At 47.3% G+C, this 20,342-nt stretch carries 20 protein-coding genes; 1 reads left to right on the forward strand and 19 read right to left on the reverse strand.

Annotation, left to right across the window (positions count from 1 at the left end; genetic code table 11):
- Window positions 1–178: 178 nt before the first annotated feature.
- The gene (locus ACVBIL_RS02080) at window positions 179–1,756 is read left to right on the forward strand and encodes an Ig-like domain-containing protein (RefSeq protein ID WP_447165333.1); all 1,578 of its coding nucleotides are present in this window, start codon (window positions 179–181) and stop codon (window positions 1,754–1,756) included.
- A gap of 97 nt (window positions 1,757–1,853) precedes the next feature.
- Here the strand turns inward: ACVBIL_RS02080 and ACVBIL_RS02085 are convergent, their stop codons facing one another.
- The 19 genes from ACVBIL_RS02085 to ACVBIL_RS02175 all read right to left on the reverse strand — a co-directional run bounded on the left by ACVBIL_RS02085 (window position 1,854) and on the right by ACVBIL_RS02175 (window position 20,324).
- Complete coding sequence (locus ACVBIL_RS02085; RefSeq protein ID WP_447165334.1) at window positions 1,854–3,098, reverse strand: beta-ketoacyl-ACP synthase; 1,245 nt, start codon at window positions 3,096–3,098, stop codon at window positions 1,854–1,856.
- The gene (locus tag ACVBIL_RS02090; protein WP_447165335.1) at window positions 3,095–3,820 is read right to left on the reverse strand and encodes a 3-ketoacyl-ACP reductase FabG2; all 726 of its coding nucleotides are present in this window, start codon (window positions 3,818–3,820) and stop codon (window positions 3,095–3,097) included. The genes ACVBIL_RS02085 and ACVBIL_RS02090 overlap by 4 nt, the downstream gene beginning before the upstream one ends.
- A 91-nt stretch (window positions 3,821–3,911) precedes the next feature.
- Window positions 3,912–4,388 (reverse strand): ApeP family dehydratase, encoded by a 477-nt coding sequence (locus ACVBIL_RS02095; protein ID WP_447165336.1) that lies wholly within the window; start codon window positions 4,386–4,388, stop codon window positions 3,912–3,914.
- Window positions 4,381–5,643, reverse strand: a complete 1,263-nt coding sequence (locus ACVBIL_RS02100) for a beta-ketoacyl-[acyl-carrier-protein] synthase family protein (RefSeq protein WP_447165435.1) — start codon at window positions 5,641–5,643, stop codon at window positions 4,381–4,383. Before ACVBIL_RS02100 ends, ACVBIL_RS02095 begins: the two co-directional genes overlap by 8 nt.
- A gap of 34 nt (window positions 5,644–5,677) precedes the next feature.
- Complete coding sequence (locus tag ACVBIL_RS02105; RefSeq protein ID WP_447165337.1) at window positions 5,678–6,322, reverse strand: DUF3261 domain-containing protein; 645 nt, start codon at window positions 6,320–6,322, stop codon at window positions 5,678–5,680.
- A complete protein-coding gene (locus ACVBIL_RS02110) occupies window positions 6,310–7,791 on the reverse strand; it encodes a tryptophan 7-halogenase (protein WP_447165338.1) in 1,482 nt (493 codons plus the stop codon). The genes ACVBIL_RS02105 and ACVBIL_RS02110 overlap by 13 nt, the downstream gene beginning before the upstream one ends.
- Window positions 7,791–10,208, reverse strand: coding sequence for an MMPL family transporter (locus ACVBIL_RS02115; protein ID WP_447165339.1), 2,418 nt, complete (start codon window positions 10,206–10,208; stop codon window positions 7,791–7,793). The genes ACVBIL_RS02110 and ACVBIL_RS02115 overlap by 1 nt, the downstream gene beginning before the upstream one ends.
- Entirely contained in the window at window positions 10,208–10,951 is a 744-nt protein-coding gene (locus ACVBIL_RS02120) for an outer membrane lipoprotein carrier protein LolA (RefSeq protein ID WP_447165340.1), read from the reverse strand. The genes ACVBIL_RS02115 and ACVBIL_RS02120 overlap by 1 nt, the downstream gene beginning before the upstream one ends.
- Window positions 10,948–11,397, reverse strand: a complete 450-nt coding sequence (locus tag ACVBIL_RS02125) for an acyl-CoA thioesterase (protein WP_447165341.1) — start codon at window positions 11,395–11,397, stop codon at window positions 10,948–10,950. The genes ACVBIL_RS02120 and ACVBIL_RS02125 overlap by 4 nt, the downstream gene beginning before the upstream one ends.
- Window positions 11,398–11,503: 106 nt before the next feature.
- The gene (locus tag ACVBIL_RS02130) at window positions 11,504–13,066 is read right to left on the reverse strand and encodes an HAL/PAL/TAL family ammonia-lyase (protein ID WP_447165342.1); all 1,563 of its coding nucleotides are present in this window, start codon (window positions 13,064–13,066) and stop codon (window positions 11,504–11,506) included.
- On the reverse strand, window positions 13,063–14,811 hold the full coding sequence (locus ACVBIL_RS02135; protein ID WP_447165343.1) for a glycosyltransferase family 2 protein: 1,749 nt from the start codon (window positions 14,809–14,811) through the stop codon (window positions 13,063–13,065). Before ACVBIL_RS02135 ends, ACVBIL_RS02130 begins: the two co-directional genes overlap by 4 nt.
- Window positions 14,811–15,197 carry an ApeI family dehydratase gene (locus ACVBIL_RS02140; RefSeq protein ID WP_447165344.1) on the reverse strand — a complete coding sequence of 129 codons (387 nt, stop codon included), beginning with the start codon at window positions 15,195–15,197 and terminating at the stop codon, window positions 14,811–14,813. The genes ACVBIL_RS02135 and ACVBIL_RS02140 overlap by 1 nt, the downstream gene beginning before the upstream one ends.
- Window positions 15,194–16,573 carry an AMP-binding protein gene (locus tag ACVBIL_RS02145; protein WP_447165436.1) on the reverse strand — a complete coding sequence of 460 codons (1,380 nt, stop codon included), beginning with the start codon at window positions 16,571–16,573 and terminating at the stop codon, window positions 15,194–15,196. Before ACVBIL_RS02145 ends, ACVBIL_RS02140 begins: the two co-directional genes overlap by 4 nt.
- The gene (locus tag ACVBIL_RS02150) at window positions 16,570–17,118 is read right to left on the reverse strand and encodes a hypothetical protein (RefSeq protein WP_447165345.1); all 549 of its coding nucleotides are present in this window, start codon (window positions 17,116–17,118) and stop codon (window positions 16,570–16,572) included. The genes ACVBIL_RS02145 and ACVBIL_RS02150 overlap by 4 nt, the downstream gene beginning before the upstream one ends.
- Window positions 17,118–17,366, reverse strand: coding sequence for an acyl carrier protein (locus tag ACVBIL_RS02155; protein WP_447165346.1), 249 nt, complete (start codon window positions 17,364–17,366; stop codon window positions 17,118–17,120). The genes ACVBIL_RS02150 and ACVBIL_RS02155 overlap by 1 nt, the downstream gene beginning before the upstream one ends.
- A gap of 8 nt (window positions 17,367–17,374) precedes the next feature.
- Window positions 17,375–17,629 (reverse strand): phosphopantetheine-binding protein, encoded by a 255-nt coding sequence (locus tag ACVBIL_RS02160; RefSeq protein WP_447165347.1) that lies wholly within the window; start codon window positions 17,627–17,629, stop codon window positions 17,375–17,377.
- Window positions 17,626–18,429 carry a lysophospholipid acyltransferase family protein gene (locus tag ACVBIL_RS02165; RefSeq protein WP_447165437.1) on the reverse strand — a complete coding sequence of 268 codons (804 nt, stop codon included), beginning with the start codon at window positions 18,427–18,429 and terminating at the stop codon, window positions 17,626–17,628. Before ACVBIL_RS02165 ends, ACVBIL_RS02160 begins: the two co-directional genes overlap by 4 nt.
- A 37-nt stretch (window positions 18,430–18,466) precedes the next feature.
- Window positions 18,467–19,198: a beta-ketoacyl synthase chain length factor gene (locus ACVBIL_RS02170; protein ID WP_447165348.1), complete on the reverse strand. Its 732-nt coding sequence runs from the start codon at window positions 19,196–19,198 to the stop codon at window positions 18,467–18,469.
- A gap of 262 nt (window positions 19,199–19,460) precedes the next feature.
- A complete protein-coding gene (locus ACVBIL_RS02175) occupies window positions 19,461–20,324 on the reverse strand; it encodes a DUF3014 domain-containing protein (protein ID WP_447165349.1) in 864 nt (287 codons plus the stop codon).
- Window positions 20,325–20,342 lie beyond the last annotated feature (18 nt).

The following is a 20,342-nucleotide window of genomic DNA, read 5'->3' on the forward strand; positions in this document are numbered from 1 at the left end:
TTGTTCGCTTAATGTTTGTTGATTGTAGTTAGGTTAATGATGGCTAGGGTTCAGCAAAGCATTTAGCGCAATTACTCAGTGACATAGGGAAACATGAACTGCGTGATTCTTAAGTGGTGCAGTGAATATCAGTCAAATAAGAGAGTATTTAATTATAAAAAATCCTTAAGGATAAATGATGATGAACTTTTCTGATGTAAACCTTCCATGTAGGAAGTTGTTACTTGCCAGTATGATATCTTTGCTAGTTGCTTGTGGAAGCGACAATGATGACACTGTTCCACCACCTATCGACAATACGCCGCCAGTAGCGAATCCTACAGAGGGTTCGACCACTTTAGGCAGTAGTATATTAATTGATGCCCTTGCAAATGACACTGATGAAGATGGCGATGCTTTGGTCATTACCGATGTGACAGTCAAAGAGGGAGCTGGCCAAGCGACAATTAGTAATAACCAAATTCTATTTGAGCCAGCAGAGATTGGAACAACGCTACTCGAGTACTTTATCGAAGATGGTAATGGTGGGTCAGCTCAATCAATTATTACAATCATAGTGTCTGAAAAAAGCGTGGTGTATGTCGGCTCCAATAAGTGTATTTCTTGCCATCTAGATAAAAAAAGCTTCTTTGAAACAGGGCATAACTTTAAGTTTACTAAGATTGTAAACGGTGAGGAACCCATCTATCCATTTACATCTATCTCCGGAATTGTAGATTTTATAGAGGGGGTAGATAACACCCTTGGTAAGCCAACGGGTTGGGGGGATATCAGTTATGTTATTGGAGGTTATAAAAGTAGTGCCATGTTTGTTGATATGAATGGCTACATCTTCAGTGGCGATAAAGTCGGAGGTGCAGTTGTGCCGAAAGGCCATCAGGTCACTCCAGAAATGATGTACGCCTATGCACCTAATGACGCTCCGGATGCACACCCTTATGATTATTGCGGTCGATGCCATACCACAGGTTGGAAAGATTACACTGAAGCGACAGGTGATTATCGCAACTTGAATAGACAGGATGACATGCCTGGCATGGGGGGCACATTTGCCTTGACCGGCGTTCAATGTGAAAGTTGCCATGGTTCTGGTGGTGATCATATTAAAGAGCCATCTAAACAAAACATTGTTAAGCGAGCGACTGCACGCACAACAGCGGATTTTCTGGGTGAGGATATGGGCTATGGCAAGGCTGTGGCTTGTAGCGAATGTCATACTGTAGATGATTCAATTAAGCGTTACCCTGATTATATTTCGCCACAAAATGCAGAATTTGGTGGAGATACGCAAGGAGGACGTATTGCTAAAAATGGTGGTGGTCTTGATGGTCGAGGCGGCAGACATGCAGCAACAACCATGATAGGTACCGACCCAGATACAGGTGAAGCAATGGGGACTAAAAAGGACTTTACTTGCTCCACTTGCCATAATCCGCATCAGTCTGAGCACTATCAAGATCAGCCTGGTCATGAGCAGGCAATTGTTAGAGAGTGTACAGATTGTCATACCAAGGAGTTTAATCCTGGTAATGGTGGCGGGATAGCGCATGCAACGCTGGCGAAATGTATCGATTGCCATATGCCAAGTGAGTCACATATGTTTAAAGTTGATATTTCACGAGCATCAGACGATCCAAGTAATTTCTCTTTAGACGGGCAATACAGTAAGCCGTGGTTAAGAGCATCTGATAGTTGCCAGACTTGTCATGAGCAAGATTATGATCAAAGGGCTTTAGAGATAGGTAATATTCACTAATAACGAGTATTAATTGAAGTCTTAAATTAACGCCAAGGTCGCAGTGCTTCCTTGGCGTTATTATGTACTCTAACCAGCGTTTAAATAAGTGCTGGTTTTATTTCCATTTTTTAAAGACAAGCGAAGTATTGATACCACCAAAGGCGAAGTTATTACTCATCACGTAATCGGTTTCAAGCAAACGAATGTCATCTTTGATGTAGTCCAGCTCGCCGCAGTCTGGATCAATTTCAGTAAGATTCAGCGTCGGTGCAAACCAGCCCTCATTCATCATCTCAATGCTGATCCAAGCTTCTAACGCGCCGCAGGCACCAAGGGTGTGACCGGTATAACTTTTAAGTGATGAGATAGGTTGCTTAGCACCAAACACGGCATGAGTGGCTTGGGTTTCGGCGATATCACCTCTATCTGTTGCCGTACCGTGAGCATTCACATAACCAATCATATCAGCATCGATAGCGGCATCTTTAAGCGCTAAGCGTATCGCGGTTTCCATGGTGCCCGCATTAGGCTGAGTCACATGTAGGCCATCGGCATTAGTACCAAAACCCACTATTTCTGCATAGATTTTTGCGCCGCGAGCCTTGGCATGTTCAAGCTCTTCAAGCACTAAGGTGCAAGCGCCTTCGCCAATCACTAAGCCATCGCGGTTTTTATCAAATGGGCGTGGAGTCAGTTCTGGGGTGTCATTTTTTGTACTGGTAGCAAAGAGGGTGTCGAAAACGACGGCCTCGGTGGGGCACAGTTCTTCACCGCCGCCTGCTAGCATCAAATCTTGTTGGCCATATTTAATTGCTTCATAGGCATAACCAATACCTTGGCTACCAGAGGTACAAGCGCTGCTGGTGGTATGCACGCGGCCTTTGAGGCCAAAGAATACCCCAACGTTTACCGCTGTTGTGTGCGCCATCATGCGGATATAGCTAGTGGCCGTAACGCCCGACATATCGCCATCTTTTAGCATATCTCCGAACGCGATGATTGGATCTGTGCTACCGGTCGATGAACCATAAGCGATGCCCATAGCGCCAGAGCTAACGACAGGATCATTAAGTAAGTTTGCATCAATCAGTGCAAGTTCACTGGCGCGAGTGGCCATTATCGATACGCGCCCCATAGAGCGGATCATTTTACGCTTGTAGTGGCTTGGCACTTCAAAGTCAGTGATCGGTGCGGCCAAGCGGGTATGCAGATCTTCAAACCTGTCCCATTCGTCCATACGTACCACGCAATTTTTTTGCGCCTTTAGGCTCGCGGCAATTGTTTGCCAGTCATGGCCTAGGGCCGAAATACCGCCAATACCAGTGATGACCACGCGGCGCGGAAAAGCTGGCTGGCTCATATCATGCCTCCGTTGACCGAAATCACTTGGCGAGTGATGTAGGCAGCATCATCAGACATTAAATAGTTTGCTAGCCCTGCAATTTCAGCAGGTTTACCCATGCGGCGCATTGGTACTAGGTTGTTGACCATCTCTTTTGGAATATCACTGACCATGTCGGTCTCGATAAGTCCTGGTGCGATACAGTTGACGGTAATTTTACGCTTAGCAAGCTCGAGAGACAGCGCCTTAGTTGCACCAATAATACCGGCTTTTGAGGCGCTGTAGTTCACTTGGCCGCGGTTACCCGCGATGCCAGATACCGAGGCTAGCGTGATGATACGTCCGCCTTGGCGACTCTGTACCATCGGCATTACGGTTGGGTGAATGACGTTATAGAAACCATCTAGGTTAGTGTGCACTACACTGTCCCACTCTGATTCTGTCATTGCAGGAAAAGCGGTGTCGGCATTAATACCTGCATTAAGCACCACGCCATAATAGGCGCCGTGTTGCTCGATATCTTGTTCGATAGCTTGCTTGACCACGGCTCTGTCGGCGATATCAAACTGCAAGCAAGTGACCTTGCTCCCCAGTTGTTCGAGTTCTGATTTAGTGGCATCGGCTGCTGCTTGGTTGCTATGAAAGTGCATCGCAATATCAAAGCCAGAGGCGGCTAATCTTAGGGCGATAGCTTTGCCTATTCCGCGGCTTGAACCGGTAATTAATACTCGTTTTGTCATCGTGTTACTCCCTGCGCCGTCGCCTTATTTTGTGTCGTATATTTGTGTTGGCAGACCGCGGCTGTGCTTTTATTTGGTGTTGTGTGTTGCTCTATTCGGTGGATTCGGCGATATAAGCCTGAGCATCTTGGGGCTGAAACACGTTTACATTGGCTTCAGCGACAACCGCTTGATTATGTAGAATTTGGCAATCAAATACCGCTAAACCAGATTCTTCTTGATACAAGCGCGTCACCTTAGTTTGGTAACTTTGGCCAAGTTCAAATTGGCTAATGTGCATCTTAAGTTTACGACTACCCAGTAAAAAACCGACGCGAATAATGTCATCTCGTAAGTGGGCTTCAACTCCCGCTAACGCGGCAATACTTTGGGCCATATACTCAATACCAACATAATTGGGTACGCCATTTAAGTTGCTATCGAAATAGGGGCTAGTTGCCGAAATATTCGTTTGGGTTAATAAGCTATCATGGCTGTGGCTGAGTAGCTGGTCGATCAAGATCATCGGCTGGCGATGAGGGATAAAGTCCGCGACATCTTGCTCTGTGAGCGTGTTTGAATCAAACATCTTGGTTTATCCCTATTGAGTCACTGTCTATCAATTTTGGCTCTTTGTTACTTGGGGGCGTGCGGCTCAAAATGACGCTGGCATTACTGCCACCAAAGGCAAATGAATTACTCATCACATGGGTAATGTTGGCCAGCATACCTTGGTTCACTAGCCGCAGTGCCGGATCATTAGGATCTTGTTGCTTATCCCAAACCTGCGGTGGTAAGTATCGCTGCTTATTGTAATCACTGAGCAGCAGATAACAAAATGCTGCTTCTATCGCACCTGCCGCTCCTAAGGTGTGGCCCGTTAATGGTTTTGTCGAGCTGCAAGCTGGCAGTGTTGGCGTAAAGACCTGCTGTACGGCACGGCTTTCCATCGCGTCATTTTTTGGCGTCGCAGTACCATGTAAGTTGAGGTAGTCAATCTGTTCTGGCTTGAGGTTTGCCATAGTGAGTGCCGCTTGCATCGCAGCGACGGCCCCGCGCCCCTCAGGATGCGGCGCCGATATATGATGGGCGTCGCTAGACTCGCCAATACCGCTGAGCACGATAGCTGTAGTTTCTACTGCTTTCTCTAAGTTAACCTTCTCTAGCGTAAAGAGCGCGCCGCCTTCACCAATATTAATACCATCGCGATTGGCGCTAAAAGGTTGGCAGTGGCCGCGAGAAATAGACTCCAGTGAATAAAAGCCATTCAGTGTAAGCTTACACAAGGTGTCGATACCGCCGACAATGACCATGTCGCACACATTGGCGTCGATAAGGCGCTTGGCGCTGGCAAAGACTTTGGCGCTAGAGGAGCAAGCGGTAGAGACGGTAAAGCAGGGGCCGCTCAAATCAAAGTAGGCCTGTAAAAATTGACTGGTATCGCCTAACTCTTGCTTAGCGTAATCATAATCTTGAGGAAACTCACCTTTAGCATCGAGTACTGCTAGCGCAGACTCACCCGTGGCAATCCCTGAGGTGCTGGTACCGATAACCACACCGATCCGTTGGCGACCATATAATGCTGTAGCTTGGCTAACCGCGGGTTCTATCTGCCGCGCAATCAATAGTGTGAGTTGATTATTACGGCTATCAAATCGGCGTAATTCATTAGGGATCTTAGGCAACTCAATAGCGACTTGGCCAACCAGTACTGGTCGTTCAAACAATAGGTCATCTCGCCACTGCATACCGTCGGTATTACCTGCCACTAAATTGTCGAGCACATCTTGCGGCGTTTGGCCTAGAGGGGTGCATAAACCTAAATGGGTTATTGCGATTGGCATTGTTGAATTCACTTAAGTTCCCACTAAATTTGGTTTATATCGGGCTGATAGCGAGTTTGAAGTTAGCAGCTTTAATACTGAGATCAACTTGTGCTTGCCATTTATCCGCGCTGTCGTGACTTAAATCACTATAGCGGATTGCGATTATAGGTGATTCGCCATCAAGCATACTGTTAGCTTCACTTTCAGCCATATTGTTAGCAAAGAATAGCCCGCGACACAAAGCGACATCACAGGCATAAGGGCGAATTATGGCGCCCTGTAAATGACTATTTATGCTGGCATCAGGCCAGTAAATAAGTTGCATGATCGCCAGTAAGTATTCCGCTTTAAATTGATCACCGAGCAACTGACTCTGCTCACTAACGAGAGTGTGGCCATCATAGGTCAGTGTAAAAAGCGCTTGCCCGAGAGGTGCTAGCCCAACCAGAGTGAGTTGTTGCTGTTCGAGTTCTAACTGACTCAGCAACTCATGTTGGCTATCTTGGGTCTGAATACTGACTTTTTGAGTCGCACTTATAGCGTGCTGCTCTCCTAAGACCTGCTGGGAGACAGGCGCTAAACAATAGCTCACATCGGCAGCCAGTTCTACACAGGTTTGCCGCTGCAAAGTTTGACTACAGGCCGTGCTTAACAGGCATAAACCTATCAGGGCTAACCTTCTGCTTAATCGCGACATAGTTCGACAACCATCTTTAAACGACGTTTTGATTCGCTTACGAATGGGTTGTTTTCATCCCAAGCGTAGCCAGCAAGAATAGAGCAGATCATCTGTTTGATTTTATGATCCGGGCTGTCGAAGAAAATCGCTTCTTGGAAACTACAGTCATACCAAGCTTCAACATAGGTTCTAAAGGTATCGACCCCTTTCATAAGAGGTTTAGCGTATTCTTGTTGCCAGTCGACGTGCTCGCCATCGAGTTGTTTGCACAGGGTCGCAGCAGCCATTGAAGCCGATTGCATGGCAATAGTGACCCCAGATGAGAATACCGGGTCGAGAAACTCACCCGCATTACCCAGAAGGGCAAATTTATCACTAGCCAAGGTTTTAACGTTAGCCGAGTAACCCTTAAGTAAGCCCGAGTCATTGATTAGCTCTGCATTTTCTAGCAACTTTTGCAGTGCAGGCTCTTGGCTGATCATGGTCTTGAGAATGGCATCCAAGTTGCCGTCAATACAGTTATCAATGCCGCCATCAGCACTGTTATCAATGTCGCCATCAACACTGTTATCAATGTCGCCATCAACACTGTTATCAATACCGCCATCAGCACTGTTATCAATGTCGCCATCAACACTGTTATCAATGCTGCCATCAACACCGCCATCAACACTGTTATCAATGTCGCCATCAGCACAGTTATCAATGCCGCCATCAGCGAAGCCACTAACAGACGCAAGCAGCTTTGGCTCACCAACGACACCCACGGAGCAGCGGCCATCGCTAAAAGGAATGAGCCAGTACCAGATATCCTGGTTTTCAGGGTGGACGCTAATCAGGATCTTGTTTCGATCAAAATTGGGGTCGGTAATATTGTCTCTGACGTGATTAAACACTGCGCTACGGGTTGGTAAGCTGGACGGTTTTTCTAAATCAAGCAATCTTGGTAGCACTCGGCCAAAGCCGCTGGCATCTAACACAAATTTTGCTTTGATGGTTTGCATTTGGCCTTTGTCGTTGCTCACATCAAGGCTTGGCTCCGCGCTTAAATCTATCGATTCGACCGTGTGACCGTAACGGATCTCTACGCCCTGTTTAACGGCTTCATCAGCGAGTAACTTATCGAATGTGGCACGCTCAACTTGAAACGTGGTACCTGGGCCTGGAGTAAACTTATCGGTAAAGTCAAAAGTAGTGTATCTATGTTGATGTCTAAATGCCGCGCCATTTTTAAATTGAAAGCCTGCCTGATTTACCGCTTCAAGCATATTTGCTTGTTCAATCACCTGCATGCAACAAGGCAGCAAACTCTCCCCGATAGAAAAGCGTGGAAAGTGCTGCTTCTCAAGCACCAGTACTTTCTTCCCCTGAGCATGTAACAGGCTAGCCGCTATGCTACCCGAGGGACCCGCTCCAATAATGGCGACATCAACCGCTTCGGTTGGGTATCGTTCTAATTCATCCTGAACAGCGTTATCAGTCGACATTAAGGGATCTTCCTTGTGAAAATTTGAATAAAAGGCGAAAGCAAAAAGGTAAAACTAATACCCAGTAACAGGGTTAAGCCAAACGCGTTTATCGCAGGCGTTTGACTAAAAGCGAGCAGGCCAAAGGCCAGTAGTGTGGATATTGCCGACATTAATACGGCCATCATCACACCGCGAGTTTGCTGTTTAGACTCGGCAAAAAATAGGCTGTAATCAACACCAATACCAAATACTAAGATCAGGCCCAGAGCATGAAATAGGGTCAGTGGATTATGCAGTATGCCTAAGCAGGCCAAGGTCAATAGTGCAGACAGAGCGGGTACCGCAACAACGACAACGGCGAGCCTTGCGCCAAACCTAAAGGTAAAAATGATCCCTGCGATAAGTAGCGCTAATGCTAACAAGCCTAAGGTGAGCTGACGGTAATGCCCCATAACCGTTGAGATGTCACCGACCTTATCGATGAGCTGAATGTGACTATTACCTGCAAATAGCTGGGCAAGGGCGTCGAGCTGGGTAATGCCGCCAAGTAACACTATCGCGCCATAGCCCGTTTCCCCTTCCGGTGGTGATAACCACAGCGGTTTAAAGCTGTCACCTGCTTGATGGTTCAAGAAGCCATCGGCGCTGATAAAGTCTGTCTTACTCGCCATATAGGCTTCAACTAACGCGGGTTTAATTAGCGGATCTAAGCCTAAACTAGCAATGATCTCATCTAAATGCTCAAGGTAAATTTGCCCTTGCAGAAGGGTATTTTGCTGTTGTTGTGTTTGGCTTGGCAAAAACTTACTAAGGCTTAAATGATTGCCAATTAAGTTATCTTGCTCTGCTTGCTTGAGTATCGGCTCCAGTTGAGCAAGCTCGTGTGTAACTTGCTGCTCAGTATCTGCTGTGACAAGTAAAAACTGATTGTCTGTGCCGCCGCTGAGCATGGTGCGTAGCGTATTCTCTTCAGCTTGAATATCGGCGGGTGTGTGTTGTAGCTGACGAATGTCATCATTAGTGGTTAGCTGGATAAAACCTATGATGATGAACGCAGAGGTCGACATAGCGAGCAGTAAGCGTTTCGCAGGCTTAGCTGGCAGTAGACTAAGCATAAAGTCTTGGTAACGATTGGCGTAATCAAGGGCTCGACGACCATCAGGTAGTGGGCGAGCGGCAATCGTCGGGTAGGCCAATAGCAAAGTTAAGTAAGCGCCGACTAGGCCTGATGCGCAAAATATCGCGACTTGCTGCATCCCAGGGAAAGGTGCGAGACCTATGGCGCTGTAGGCGATCACACTCGTAAGCAGAGCGAGTGTGATTGCGATAAAAATATGTTTAATGATTCGGTCGCTACTATGACTCGGATGATTTAAGCGTTCACAGTAGTAATGGAAACAGTAGTCAATCGAGATCCCGATAAGGCTAGTACCGAATACCAATGTAAGCAGGTGCAGCTCGCCAAAGACTGCTGTTGTGGTGACAATTGCAAATAAAAAACTGCTGCTGACAGTCACCAAGGCGATAGTGAGCGGCATGAAGGACCGAAAGGCAAACCAGACTAAAGCGATAATGCCCAATAGCGAGATAACGCCGATACTCGACACCTCTTTTTTGGCGTTATTGGTTGCCGCCATTGCATGAAATAGCGCGCCAGCCTTGATGATTTCAGTCTGGCTATCTTGCTGCTTTACCGCATCGAATGCTGATGTCAGTGCTATGAGTTGTTGCTGCTGCGCGTTTGGGTTAAAGGCGCTATCACGGCCTTTAGCCATCACTATGGCAGCATATTTAGCGGGCTGATTTTGTTCGTCTGAGACGATGGTCTTGAGTAGTATCCCCTGCTTAACGTTTAGCTGCTGCGATGGAGCTAAAGCGATAAGATTGTCAGGGTAGAGCAGCAGAGGGTCGTGGGTTAGCAGGTCGCTGTTGGCATAACTAAACGCGTTATATAGCTTTTCTAATGCCACTTGCGTCAGTTGCTGCCATTGCCCTTGCTGGAGCAGCAATTGCTGTTTTTCGGTGAGTAACTGAAATCGATGTTTAAAGTAATACCGGTTTAGTGCTTCGGCCTGCGCCATATCTGCACTGCTAATATCGATAAACGGACTTTGCTGATGACTATCGTTTTGTATGGGGAGCTTAAGCTTAGCGATTGCGGTTTTTGCCGCTGCGATTGCCGTTTGCTCGTTGTCACTAATAAAACCTAAGTAGATGCGGTTAGCTAGCTGTTGCTCGACCTGCGCCATAGCGCGTTGGGTCATTGGGCTTTCACTCACCTTAGGTAGCATGGCGAGAATATCACTCTGTACTCGAGCGCCGCCTTGCCACAGCATTAGGCCTGTCGCTATGGTGATAGCGATTAGGGTTAGCCAAAGTAAGAGTCTTAACTTGGCAGTCTTATGGCTTAAAAATTGTGTCAGGCTCAGCTTCATTATGGCTGTTTGCCCTCGGTCTGCAGCGTGCTCTTAATCGTGGCGTCTGATAACTGAGCAGGGCTAAAGCCTTGTTTATCAGCTGCAGTTAATGGTTTGTCATTGATTGCCGAGAATTCGATGCGGCTGCGATCGCCGTTACGGCTAAACAGCACTAGAGTTTGGATCTGCTTATTGCCTGCAAGTACCATCTGCGGCATCGCTTTTTCTAGTAGTGGATCTCTTGGTCTTAGCCCAAGCTGCCATTGTTGAGGCGTGTCTCCTGCCGTTTTTTCCCCTAGCAGCAGGCTGAGGGTAAAGTGCTGCTCTAATTGCTCAATATCACCGCTTAATAGGGCATTTAACAGTTTTGGCATCACATCGCTCAGCGAGTTGCCACTACCAGCTTGGTCTGCGTTATTGATACTGATATTGCCTTGGCTATCTATCTGGATCAGTTGCTTATCTTTTAAGATCAGCGTGCTAGCAAATGGCGTATTTTGCTGCCAAATAACCCCAAGATCTTTAGCAAAAACAAACTCGCCCTGACTCATCAATGGCTTTTTAAGTACCTTGAGATAGCGGTATTGAGTGAACTTCCCTTTAGCTTGCTCGCTAGGAGAAAGCTGGGTGCTTAGTTGTGTAAGTTCAGCACTGCTTGCTTGATGCTGAAACAGCTCTGAATAATCCGTTGTTACATTAGCCTGTGCATAACTGCTACAGCTAATCAAAAGAGTGAGCGCTAGGACAAAGAGGTATTTCATGTGCTTTTCTCGGCAATATTTATTGCTGGAGGCAGCAGATGAGCAATCTTTTGCTGAAAAACTTCAGGCGTGACAAAGCACAGCTCTTGAGTCTGCATGTCGACGGCAGCTTGAATAGTGTGGCCCTTAGTGATGCGCTTACCGGTTAGAGCATCGACAACCTGATAGTTGATCTTAAGGCGGTTCTCCCATTCGACCAGCGCGGCCTTGACGATAACCGTCTGCTCAAAGGTACTCGACTGCACGTATTTTATCTGCACGTCGACAATCGGCCAGCTAAACCCCGAGTCTTGCATGGCGCGGTAACCGTAACCGATTTTATCCAGTAGCTTACAGCGCACCAGTTCAAAATAGCGCAGGTAGTTACCGTGCCAAGTGATCCCCATCGAATCCACATCATGAAACGGAATTTCGACTTCGATCTCAGCGTGCAAAATGCCTTTCATTGGGTAACCTCTAAAACAGGCAAGCCATGCCAACAGTTATTGGCCATCGAATCCACATCGTGAAACGGAATTTCGACTTCTATCTCAGCGAATAGGATACCTTTCATTAGCCGCACACTTCCCAGTAGCCATTTTGGATCTTATCGACAGTAGAGCGTAGGGCCTGCTCTAGTGGTCTATCTTCAGTCAGTAGCTCAAAGTCTTGCTCGACTTGGGCCAAGGTCTTAGCCAGTGATGGGGTAATTGAGCTGGGCACCAATTCTTCCTGCGCTATTCGCAGACGAATGCCCTGAGACATGGCTAATAGCGCAGCAGCAGCTACTTGCTCGGTTAGCTGTAATATGCGCATACAGTCACGGGCTGAGATAGTGCCCATGCTGACCTTGTCTTGGTTATGACACTCGGTGGAGCGAGAGAATACACTGGCTGGCATGGTATTTTTCAATGCTTCTGCTGTCCAAGCCGATACGCCAATCTGTACTGCTTTAAAGCCGTGGTTAATCGCCTTACGCTTGCCTTGAGCACCCGAGAGGTTAGCCGGTAAGCCGTTATTGAACTTCTGGTCCATGACTAGCGCCATCTGGCGATCGATGAGATCGGCAATGTTAGCCACGGCGTTTTTCATCGCATCCATGGCAAAGGCAATATGGCCGCCGTAGAAGTGTCCACCATGAAGAATATGCTCGCCTTCACCGTCAACAATTGGGTTATCATTGGCGCTGTTAAGCTCGGTTTCGATAAACTGGCGCATAAATGGCAGCGCATCTTGCAGTACACCAATCACGTGGGGCGCGCAGCGAATAGAATACCTGTCTTGCAGTCTGTCAGAGTTACGTGGGTGAATGTGATGGTTTAAGTCTTGGCGGATCCAAGCCGCAATCTGGTTTTGCCCCGGATGAGGTTTTGCGGCAAACAGGATATCGTCGAAATGATTCGAGTTACCTTTAAGGGTAAGCGATGCCATCGCGGTAATGCGGCTGGCAAGACGAGCCATATATTGAGCGCGGTCATAGGCAAGGCAAGCTAGCGCCGTCATTACAGCGGTGCCGTTCATCAGTGCTAAGCCCTCTTTCGGGCGTAGCGTAAGCGGCACGATATTAAGCTCTTGGTACACCTCGCTGGTTGGGCGTCGTTCACCTTGATAAATCACATCACGCTCACCAATCAGCACTGCTGCTAAATAAGATAGCGGGGTTAAGTCCCCACTCGCACCCACCGAGCCTTCTTCTGGGATCACTGGGGTAATGTTGAGGTTAAGCAGGGTTTCAATGCGCTGTAGTAGCTCATAGGTCACCCCAGATTTACCTACTGCAAGCGAGCTTAGTCGGCACGCCATCACGGCCCGCGCTTGCATTGGTGATAAAATCTCACCCATGCCACAACCATGAAAGCGTGTTAGATGCAGTGGTAGCTCGTGGACTAAATCTAGGCCCACAGTCACAGTACAAGAATCGCCATAACCTGTGGTCACGCCGTAAACAACGCCTTCTTCTTTCAGAAGCCTATCGATAAATCGAGCGCCTTTTTGAATATAGGTCTGATATTCAGGAGTTTGGTTAAGCTTAGCCTGTGCCCCTTTGGCAATCGCGACAACATCTTCAAGTGCGAGACTGTTGTAGCCAAATTCAACTGTTTGCTTGTTAGGGTTATAAGTCGTTTGTTGGGTCATTTACTTTGCTCGTCCTTTATATTGCAACTGCTCTGTTTGCATTGCGCATTGGCTCGTTGGAACTCTTCGTCCTTGCGCCAAAAATCATAAAAATTAAACCATTGCAGTGGCTCTTTAAGCGCAAAATGTGCTAAGCGACTACTAAATTCGTTAACAGCTTGCTCGATTCGCTCACTTCTCCCGGCTCTCGGGCCTTTTAATGTGTCGGCGAAATGCTCTAAATGCACATGGTAGCGACCATTTTGTCGCAGGCAGAACATGGTATAAACCGGACAATCGAGTAGCCCTGCCAAAATAAACGGTCCCTGCGGGAATGCCGCTTGCTCGCCTAAAAACTCTTGGTAGATCACTCGGCCAGCGGTTTGCGATGAGGTTCTGTCTCCTGCAATCACCACAAGCTCACCCGCCTCAATCTTTTGCTGTAGCAGCATTGAAGTACTCGGGCCAAGTTCAGTGACTTGGATTAGGTTTAGCGAGCTATCAGGGTTGAGCTGCTTGAGCACCTTGTTAAAGTTCTCGGCATTTTGCGTTAGCACCATAACGTTGACTTTGACTTGGCGCTGGTGGATTGATATTGCGCGGCATAGCTCTAAATTACCTAGGTGTGAGACCAACAATACGGCGCCATTACCCGCGAGTAATTGGTTAGCGAGCATCTCACGGTTAGGAAAATCCACCTGCTCGAGCTTGATGCGATCGCACCAGGCATCGATTCGGTCAAGGGCGGCGTTACCAAAGGCGAAAAAGTGCTTCAGGCTGTCGCGCCAGCTTAGTGATTCACCTAGCTGCGGATGATTGGGTTGCTTGGCTTTTACATGAGTTAAAAATTGCTTAGAGGCCGTTCTTGCCGTGGTACCAGTAATGAAGAAGTAGAAAATCACCGGATACATGATGGCGCGGCACAGCCAGTGGCCACCCAAACGGTAGCTTTCAGCTAACAGTTTAATGCCCCAGTAACTGCCACGTTCACTCATGCTCGACCAATGCTTGTTCTGGCTTGAGCTTGTGAGCTTTTGCTGCAGCTTGCGATAAAGCTTTTTAGGCTGGCGCAGTAACATGCCAAAGAAGAGCTTGCTGTGCATCAATGAGATACGCACGTTATCTTTAAGCCCTTGAAAATGACTCACGCCATCTTCCGGGTAGATCACTCGGGTTGGCAAATGAACCACTGGCACGCCTTGCCAGTAAAGCCGCACTAGGACCTCAATATCAAAGTCCATCCGTTCGCCTAAGGCATGGTTTAAAAACAGTTTCTCGGTTGCCTCGAGCGGATAAACTCGAAAGCCGCACATAGAGTCTTGAATATCGAAACTTAAGGTTTCTATCCACACCCAAAAGTGAGTGATATAGCGGCCATACAAGCGGCCTTTGGGCACAGACTCATCATACTGTGGTAAGCCCGATATAACGGCCTCAGGAGCCAACTTCGCTTGAGCTATCATGGCGGGAATATCGTTTAAATCGTGTTGACCATCGGCATCGACCTGCAGGGCGTGGGTGTAACCCTCAGCATATGCGGTTCGTAGTCCGGTCATTACTGCAGCGCCTTTACCCCGGTTATAGGGATGGTGAAGCAGGGTCACCCAGTCATATTTTTCAGCCAGCTCGATCAGCAAGAAGCGCGTTTCATCATCGCTGCCATCGTTAACTAAATAGCAGGGAAGGTTATAGCCTGATAAGCGCTCGAGAGTCTGCTCAATAGCGCCGCGATGATTATAATTGGGGATAACCAGTGCGAGGCGCATTAGTTGTTATCCGAATTGTCGGTTGCATGCGCGGCTTGGCAATTAAGCGCAATACGGCCTGATGCGAAACGTTTATCACCGTCGCTATAAGTAAATACCAGTTTGGCCTTAGCAGGATTATGGCTAATGGTTAGATCAACCTGAGTATTTGGCAGCATCAGTTGCTGAAACTTAAGTACTTCTAGGGTGGCAACATTCAGCGGGTAACCAAAGTGCGCGCAGCCAAGCTTTATCGCCCAATCGAGCTGAGTGACGCCGGGGAGCACTGGCTGCTCAGGAAAGTGACCGTTGAAATACTCTAGGTCGGCCGCAATTTCGAGCCGCCAAGTGGCATCGTCATTATCACTGTTATGGCTGATAATGGTGGGCAATGTAGAGGTAATCATTTGCTTTTAAACTTATCGATATCGAACAGGGCTAACATGTCGATGTGCACCCGCTTACCTTGCTGATTAAGCGGTAAGGCGTCAGGGTAACGCCAACGTCTGGGTAAGGTGACTCGCTCAAATTGGCTGAGCAAGTGATTCTTTAATTGGTTATTTAGCGCGAGTTTGCCATTGGCTTCGAGTTGCTCAATGCCTTGAGGTGAAAGCACTATGGCTGCGCCAAGTTGGACTCTAGGTTGCTCTAGCATCACTAATGCCGCTTTTGCCACATAGGGATGACTTTCGAGTAACGACTCCATCTGCACCAGTGATAGACGTTTCTCTTCAACCTTGATAATTCGGTCTAAGCGGCCCTGCAGGGTAAATGTACCATCGGCTTGCAGATCAATTTTATCATCACACTTTAACCACTCATTATCTGGCAGGTAAGGAGACTTGAGCATAAGCGCGCCATCATTTGGATCTTGCTCGACCTCAATCGAGGCAAATGTCTGCCAGCTAGCATTAAGTGAGTGCTGACGACGATAGGCAATACCACCGGTTTCAGTGCTGCCGAAGACCTCAATCGGGGCTTGGCCATAGCAATTGGCTACCGCTTGCGATGCTTCGAAACTCAATGGTCCGCCTGAGCTAAATACTAGGCTGGGTGAACGCAGTTGACGTTCATTATCGAGCGCATCTGGCAATCTAGAAAGTTGTGCTGGGCTGCTGATCAAGCATAGGTTTGGGAACAAATTTGCGTAATAGCTTAACGTTTCTGGGTATTCAACAAGATCACTCAAAAAGGGACGGCTGGCAGCCAGTGGCCACAGAATTTTAAACAGTAAGCCATAAATATGCTGATGAGAGACGGTCGATATTACGCTGCAATGGGGCAGGTGCTGGGCAAAAGTATGCTCAAGCACGCTAACTTCAACGTCGAGTTGCTCAATGGTTTTAACAACGCGTTTTGGTCTACCGCTGCTGCCAGAGGTAAAGAGTACTAGCTCGCCCCAGTTATCGGTTTGCGGCCAGTCACTGCTGGGAGGATTGAGATCTTTATCTAGGCGTAAAAAGGCTTTTCCTTCACAGATTGGCATGTTGGCAAGTACGCCATCATACTCGTGAGTCAGCTCACTTAAAGTACCAGCTTGAGTATTGGCTGGTAGGATAATCTGTTTACCGGCAAGTAAACCAGCACACAACCCGACGGCAAACTGGTCACTGCTATCGCTGCTAAGTAGCCAGCGCTGTGAGTCTGATTCACTTAACTGCCGATACAGCTGTGCGACCTGAGCGGTAAAGGCGGAGCCCGTTACGATATCGTGATGATTGAAGCTAATTAGCTGTTGACCCGTAGGCCCTTGGCATAGCCAAGATTTAAGTAGATTCGTCATGACTTTTTTAACCAAAATGTTCGATATAACCATTCGCCACCAAGTAGCGACCCGATAAGCAAATAGGCGATTAGCCCGTTATAAAGTGTCCAAATTTCGATACTGGTATAAAGCGCTGTATAGAGTGCCATCGTGCCATTAAAGATAAATAAGCCACACCAGATTAAGGTGACATTATTGAGATAACCGATAGCCTCATCGGGCAGGTCAGGCTCTTTAAGTCTGGCTAGCCGTTCTATCATGCTGGGTCCGTGTTTTAGTGAATAACCAAAAAGTCCTAGCATGGTGAGGTTAATCACCACAGGATAAAACAGTAACCAATCATTCTCTTTAGCAATAAAACTTCCAGCCGTTAAGCCTATGCCAACAAGCAGCGGCAGCATCAATGACTTTACTTTTTGCTGTTGCAATATCAGTCGCAAGACTAATATTGCACATAAGGCGAGCGCAATGGTGCCAGCAGGCAAATAGTGCAAACCGAAATAAACAGCCAGTGGATAAGTTATTACCACTAGGCTTGTCACTATTTGCAAAAAGAGCCGCATTACGCTTGGACTAAGCCTTCGATAGCCGACACGACATCATCTACGGTTCTCACCGCTTTAAACTCTTCAGGCTTGATTTTCTTACCTGTCATTTGCTGCAGTTTGATCACCAAATCTACAGCATCGATGCTGTCTAGATCGAGCTCTTCATACAAGGAGGCTTCTAGGGTGATATCGTCTGCATCTATCTCAAATTCTTCGACTAAGATTTGAGTCAGCATTTTAAGGATCTGTTCACGACTTTGCATAATTCCTCCTACGCTCGCTGTGACTCAATAAAGCTGACTAAGCTAGCAACGCTATAGAAGTGTTGTTTGGTCGCTTCAGAATTCGCTTCAATTTTCACATCAAACTGCTTCTTGATTGCTAAGCCAAGTTCTAATGCGTCGATAGAATCGAGCCCAAGTCCTTCGCCAAATAGTGGCGCGTCAGAGTCGATATCATCAATACTCACGTCTTCTAAATCAAGACAGTCGATGATCAGTTGTTTTACTTCGTTTTCTAGGCTCATAAGTATCTATCTAATTGTTGTTTATAATAGTTTTCTAAGTCACGAGTCAGTTGTCGTGCCATCTTTGCGCCGCCGCCTGCATCGGCATCATAACGTAAATAGGGCTGTGTTTCGCCTATTTCGATATGCATGCCAATTGTCCGTCTAGGCAATTGGTACCACTTTTGCTGCTTGCTAAGGCCCACAGTATTGGTTTTTAAAAATACAGGCAACAGATCGCTATGAGTGCGCAGGGTGATATTGGCTGCCCCACGTGCAAAATCGTTAATTTTTTCACCTATTTTGGTGCGTGTTCCTTCCGGAAAGATGATCAGGTTAGTGCCACGTTCAAGTACTGACTTGCAATCTTGCAGTAGCAACTCTGCACCACGATTAGGAATATAGCCGGCGCAAGAGACAACGCCACGTAAAAAGGGATTGCGCCAAAGGCCTTGTTTAACAATACACCCAGCATTGGGCATTAAGCTGATTAACACGACCACATCGACTAAGGTTGGGTGGTTGGCAGTGACAATCACTCCTTTAGCATGACTGAGGCGGCTTAAATCTCCATGAGAGACCTTGATAACGCCGGCCCAAGTGAGCATTTTGACAAAGCCTTTAAACATGATGTGCACGGCTCGCTGCACTCGCTCAATGCGTTGCTGGTGGCTACCAGGCCAAAATCTAAGTATTGGCAGTATGGTCAGTGAACTCAGCAGGCCACCAAGGCCAAAAGCGATATAGCAAGCGGTGCCGCCCAGCCAACGTGGAACGTAAGCGATACCCATTAACTTGGGAGCGAGTGGTTGTTTATACATGGTGGGCTTATCGGCAGCGGACTTGTCCATAGCGGGCTCAGACACAGCTTAGCTCCCAATGCCAGCCAGAAAAAGATCCACTGACATTCTGTTTCGCTGCCAGACTCGATAGCAGTAGATCAAAACTGAGCGTGTTGTCGATTTCAGTTTGTTGATTTATTGGGGTTAATGTCAGTGTTGCCAGCGCGTTTTGTGAGTCGTCGGCGGGCGCTAGCATAAAAGCAACAGCGATAGGCCATGCTGGCTCAGAGGTAAATTGCTGATAAACCTGAGGCACGGGTTCGTCGGCATAGACTAATAGTAACGGCTCAGGATCTGCGTGTAACTGTCCATAGGATTCGATAAATGCTTGAGAAAACGTGTTGCTTCCCGCTGCAATCGAGGTCGATTGAGCTTGATTAGCCGTTAGAATACTGAAAATACCGCTAGCGGTATTATGTACCGATTGGCTAAAACCCGTGGGTGATAGCGGCGATTCATCCACGATATTCTCGAGTAAACCAATAGTACGATTAATTTCACCATGCTGGGAGGCAAAAACGCTACGACATTGCTCAGCTGGCTGACATTGGTTAACCGCTTCAAGGATAATTTTGGTGAGTTTACTGAGCCGTCTGCGCTGCATTGCTGGAACATGGGAAAGTTTAGGCACAGCGGCGTGCAGCACTGTTGCATCTGAGACTGGCATTGGCCAGTTTAGCCACTCACAGGCTTGTTGGTACTGCGGCGACCATGCGCCCCATGAAAGAATGCTGAACTTCAAATGCATCGCCTCAGATACGAATATCCTTTCGTATTGCCTGACAAATAAAAGATAATTCTGACCAAGAAAGATAGCAAGTGGCCAAAAGTAACGTCATAAACAGCCGTTATTCTACATCATAAATCGTGGGGCAATAAGTCCTTTTGTGATACAGGTGTCGCTTGAAGGTAGCTGCTGAGTGATAAAATGTTGGATTTGAATAAAAGCCCTGTTAATACAGGACTTTTAGATAGGAAACTAGGTGAAAACCTTGCGCTAGTTTAACTGCTTAGTTTAAGTGTTTTTGTAGTCGACGTAGTGCTGACTTCACTTTCTTAGCGTTCTCAGGGCCCATACGGATCATCAACTTTTGCGCATTAGGCAGCGCCTCTAGTTTAGGGTCAACAAACTGATAGTTAACGCTAACGCCGTCTAATTCAATCGGCTGTTCGATGATAGGTGCATCCAACATCACCTCGATAGCTTGCTGCATGCGATCATTAAATGAGGTCTTGCTATAGCCTAGTTCAGTAAATGCTTCACTTAACAGCGGAGTCATCTCTTTGTAGGTTTTTGCTAGCTCTTGATCATTTAAGCTTGAAAGGAAGTCTGCATACAGGTCATATCTATGGTAGCTATCTGGATTGATATAGGTCTTGTTGGCAATTTCCGAGACTGTAAACTGCGTGCTTGGTGCTTGCAGTGGGCTCACTTTGCGCGCGAGTTCGCCTTGGGCTAAGTTATCAACAAAAACCACAAACTGACGCACTACGTTGTCTTCAATCAATAGTGGTTCAATTGCCATACCATCGGCAATCGCGGTCACTTTCTGATGTACATAGGCATCGCTATCAACCAATGCGGGTAAGGGCTCAACTTCTGGCACGGGATCGACTTCAGGTAGTTGTACCGCTTCAACTTCAACGACTTCAGGCTCTGGCAAGGCTTCTGTTTCAAGAGGTCGCTCAGGGATCGGATCGGGGATCACCACTGGGACGATGACCTGCTGCTCTTCGATTTCATCATTATCACTGAGGTAATAGTAGCCGCCAGCGGATAACGCCACTACGGCAACGATAGCTAAAATGGCTAAACCATTGGTGCCAGAACTCTTTTCCTGTGGGGAAATTCTATCTTCTTGACTGAGTTGCATTTTAACTCCTCTGCTAGG

The sequence above is a fragment of the Shewanella sp. 125m-7 genome (assembly GCF_052977045.1).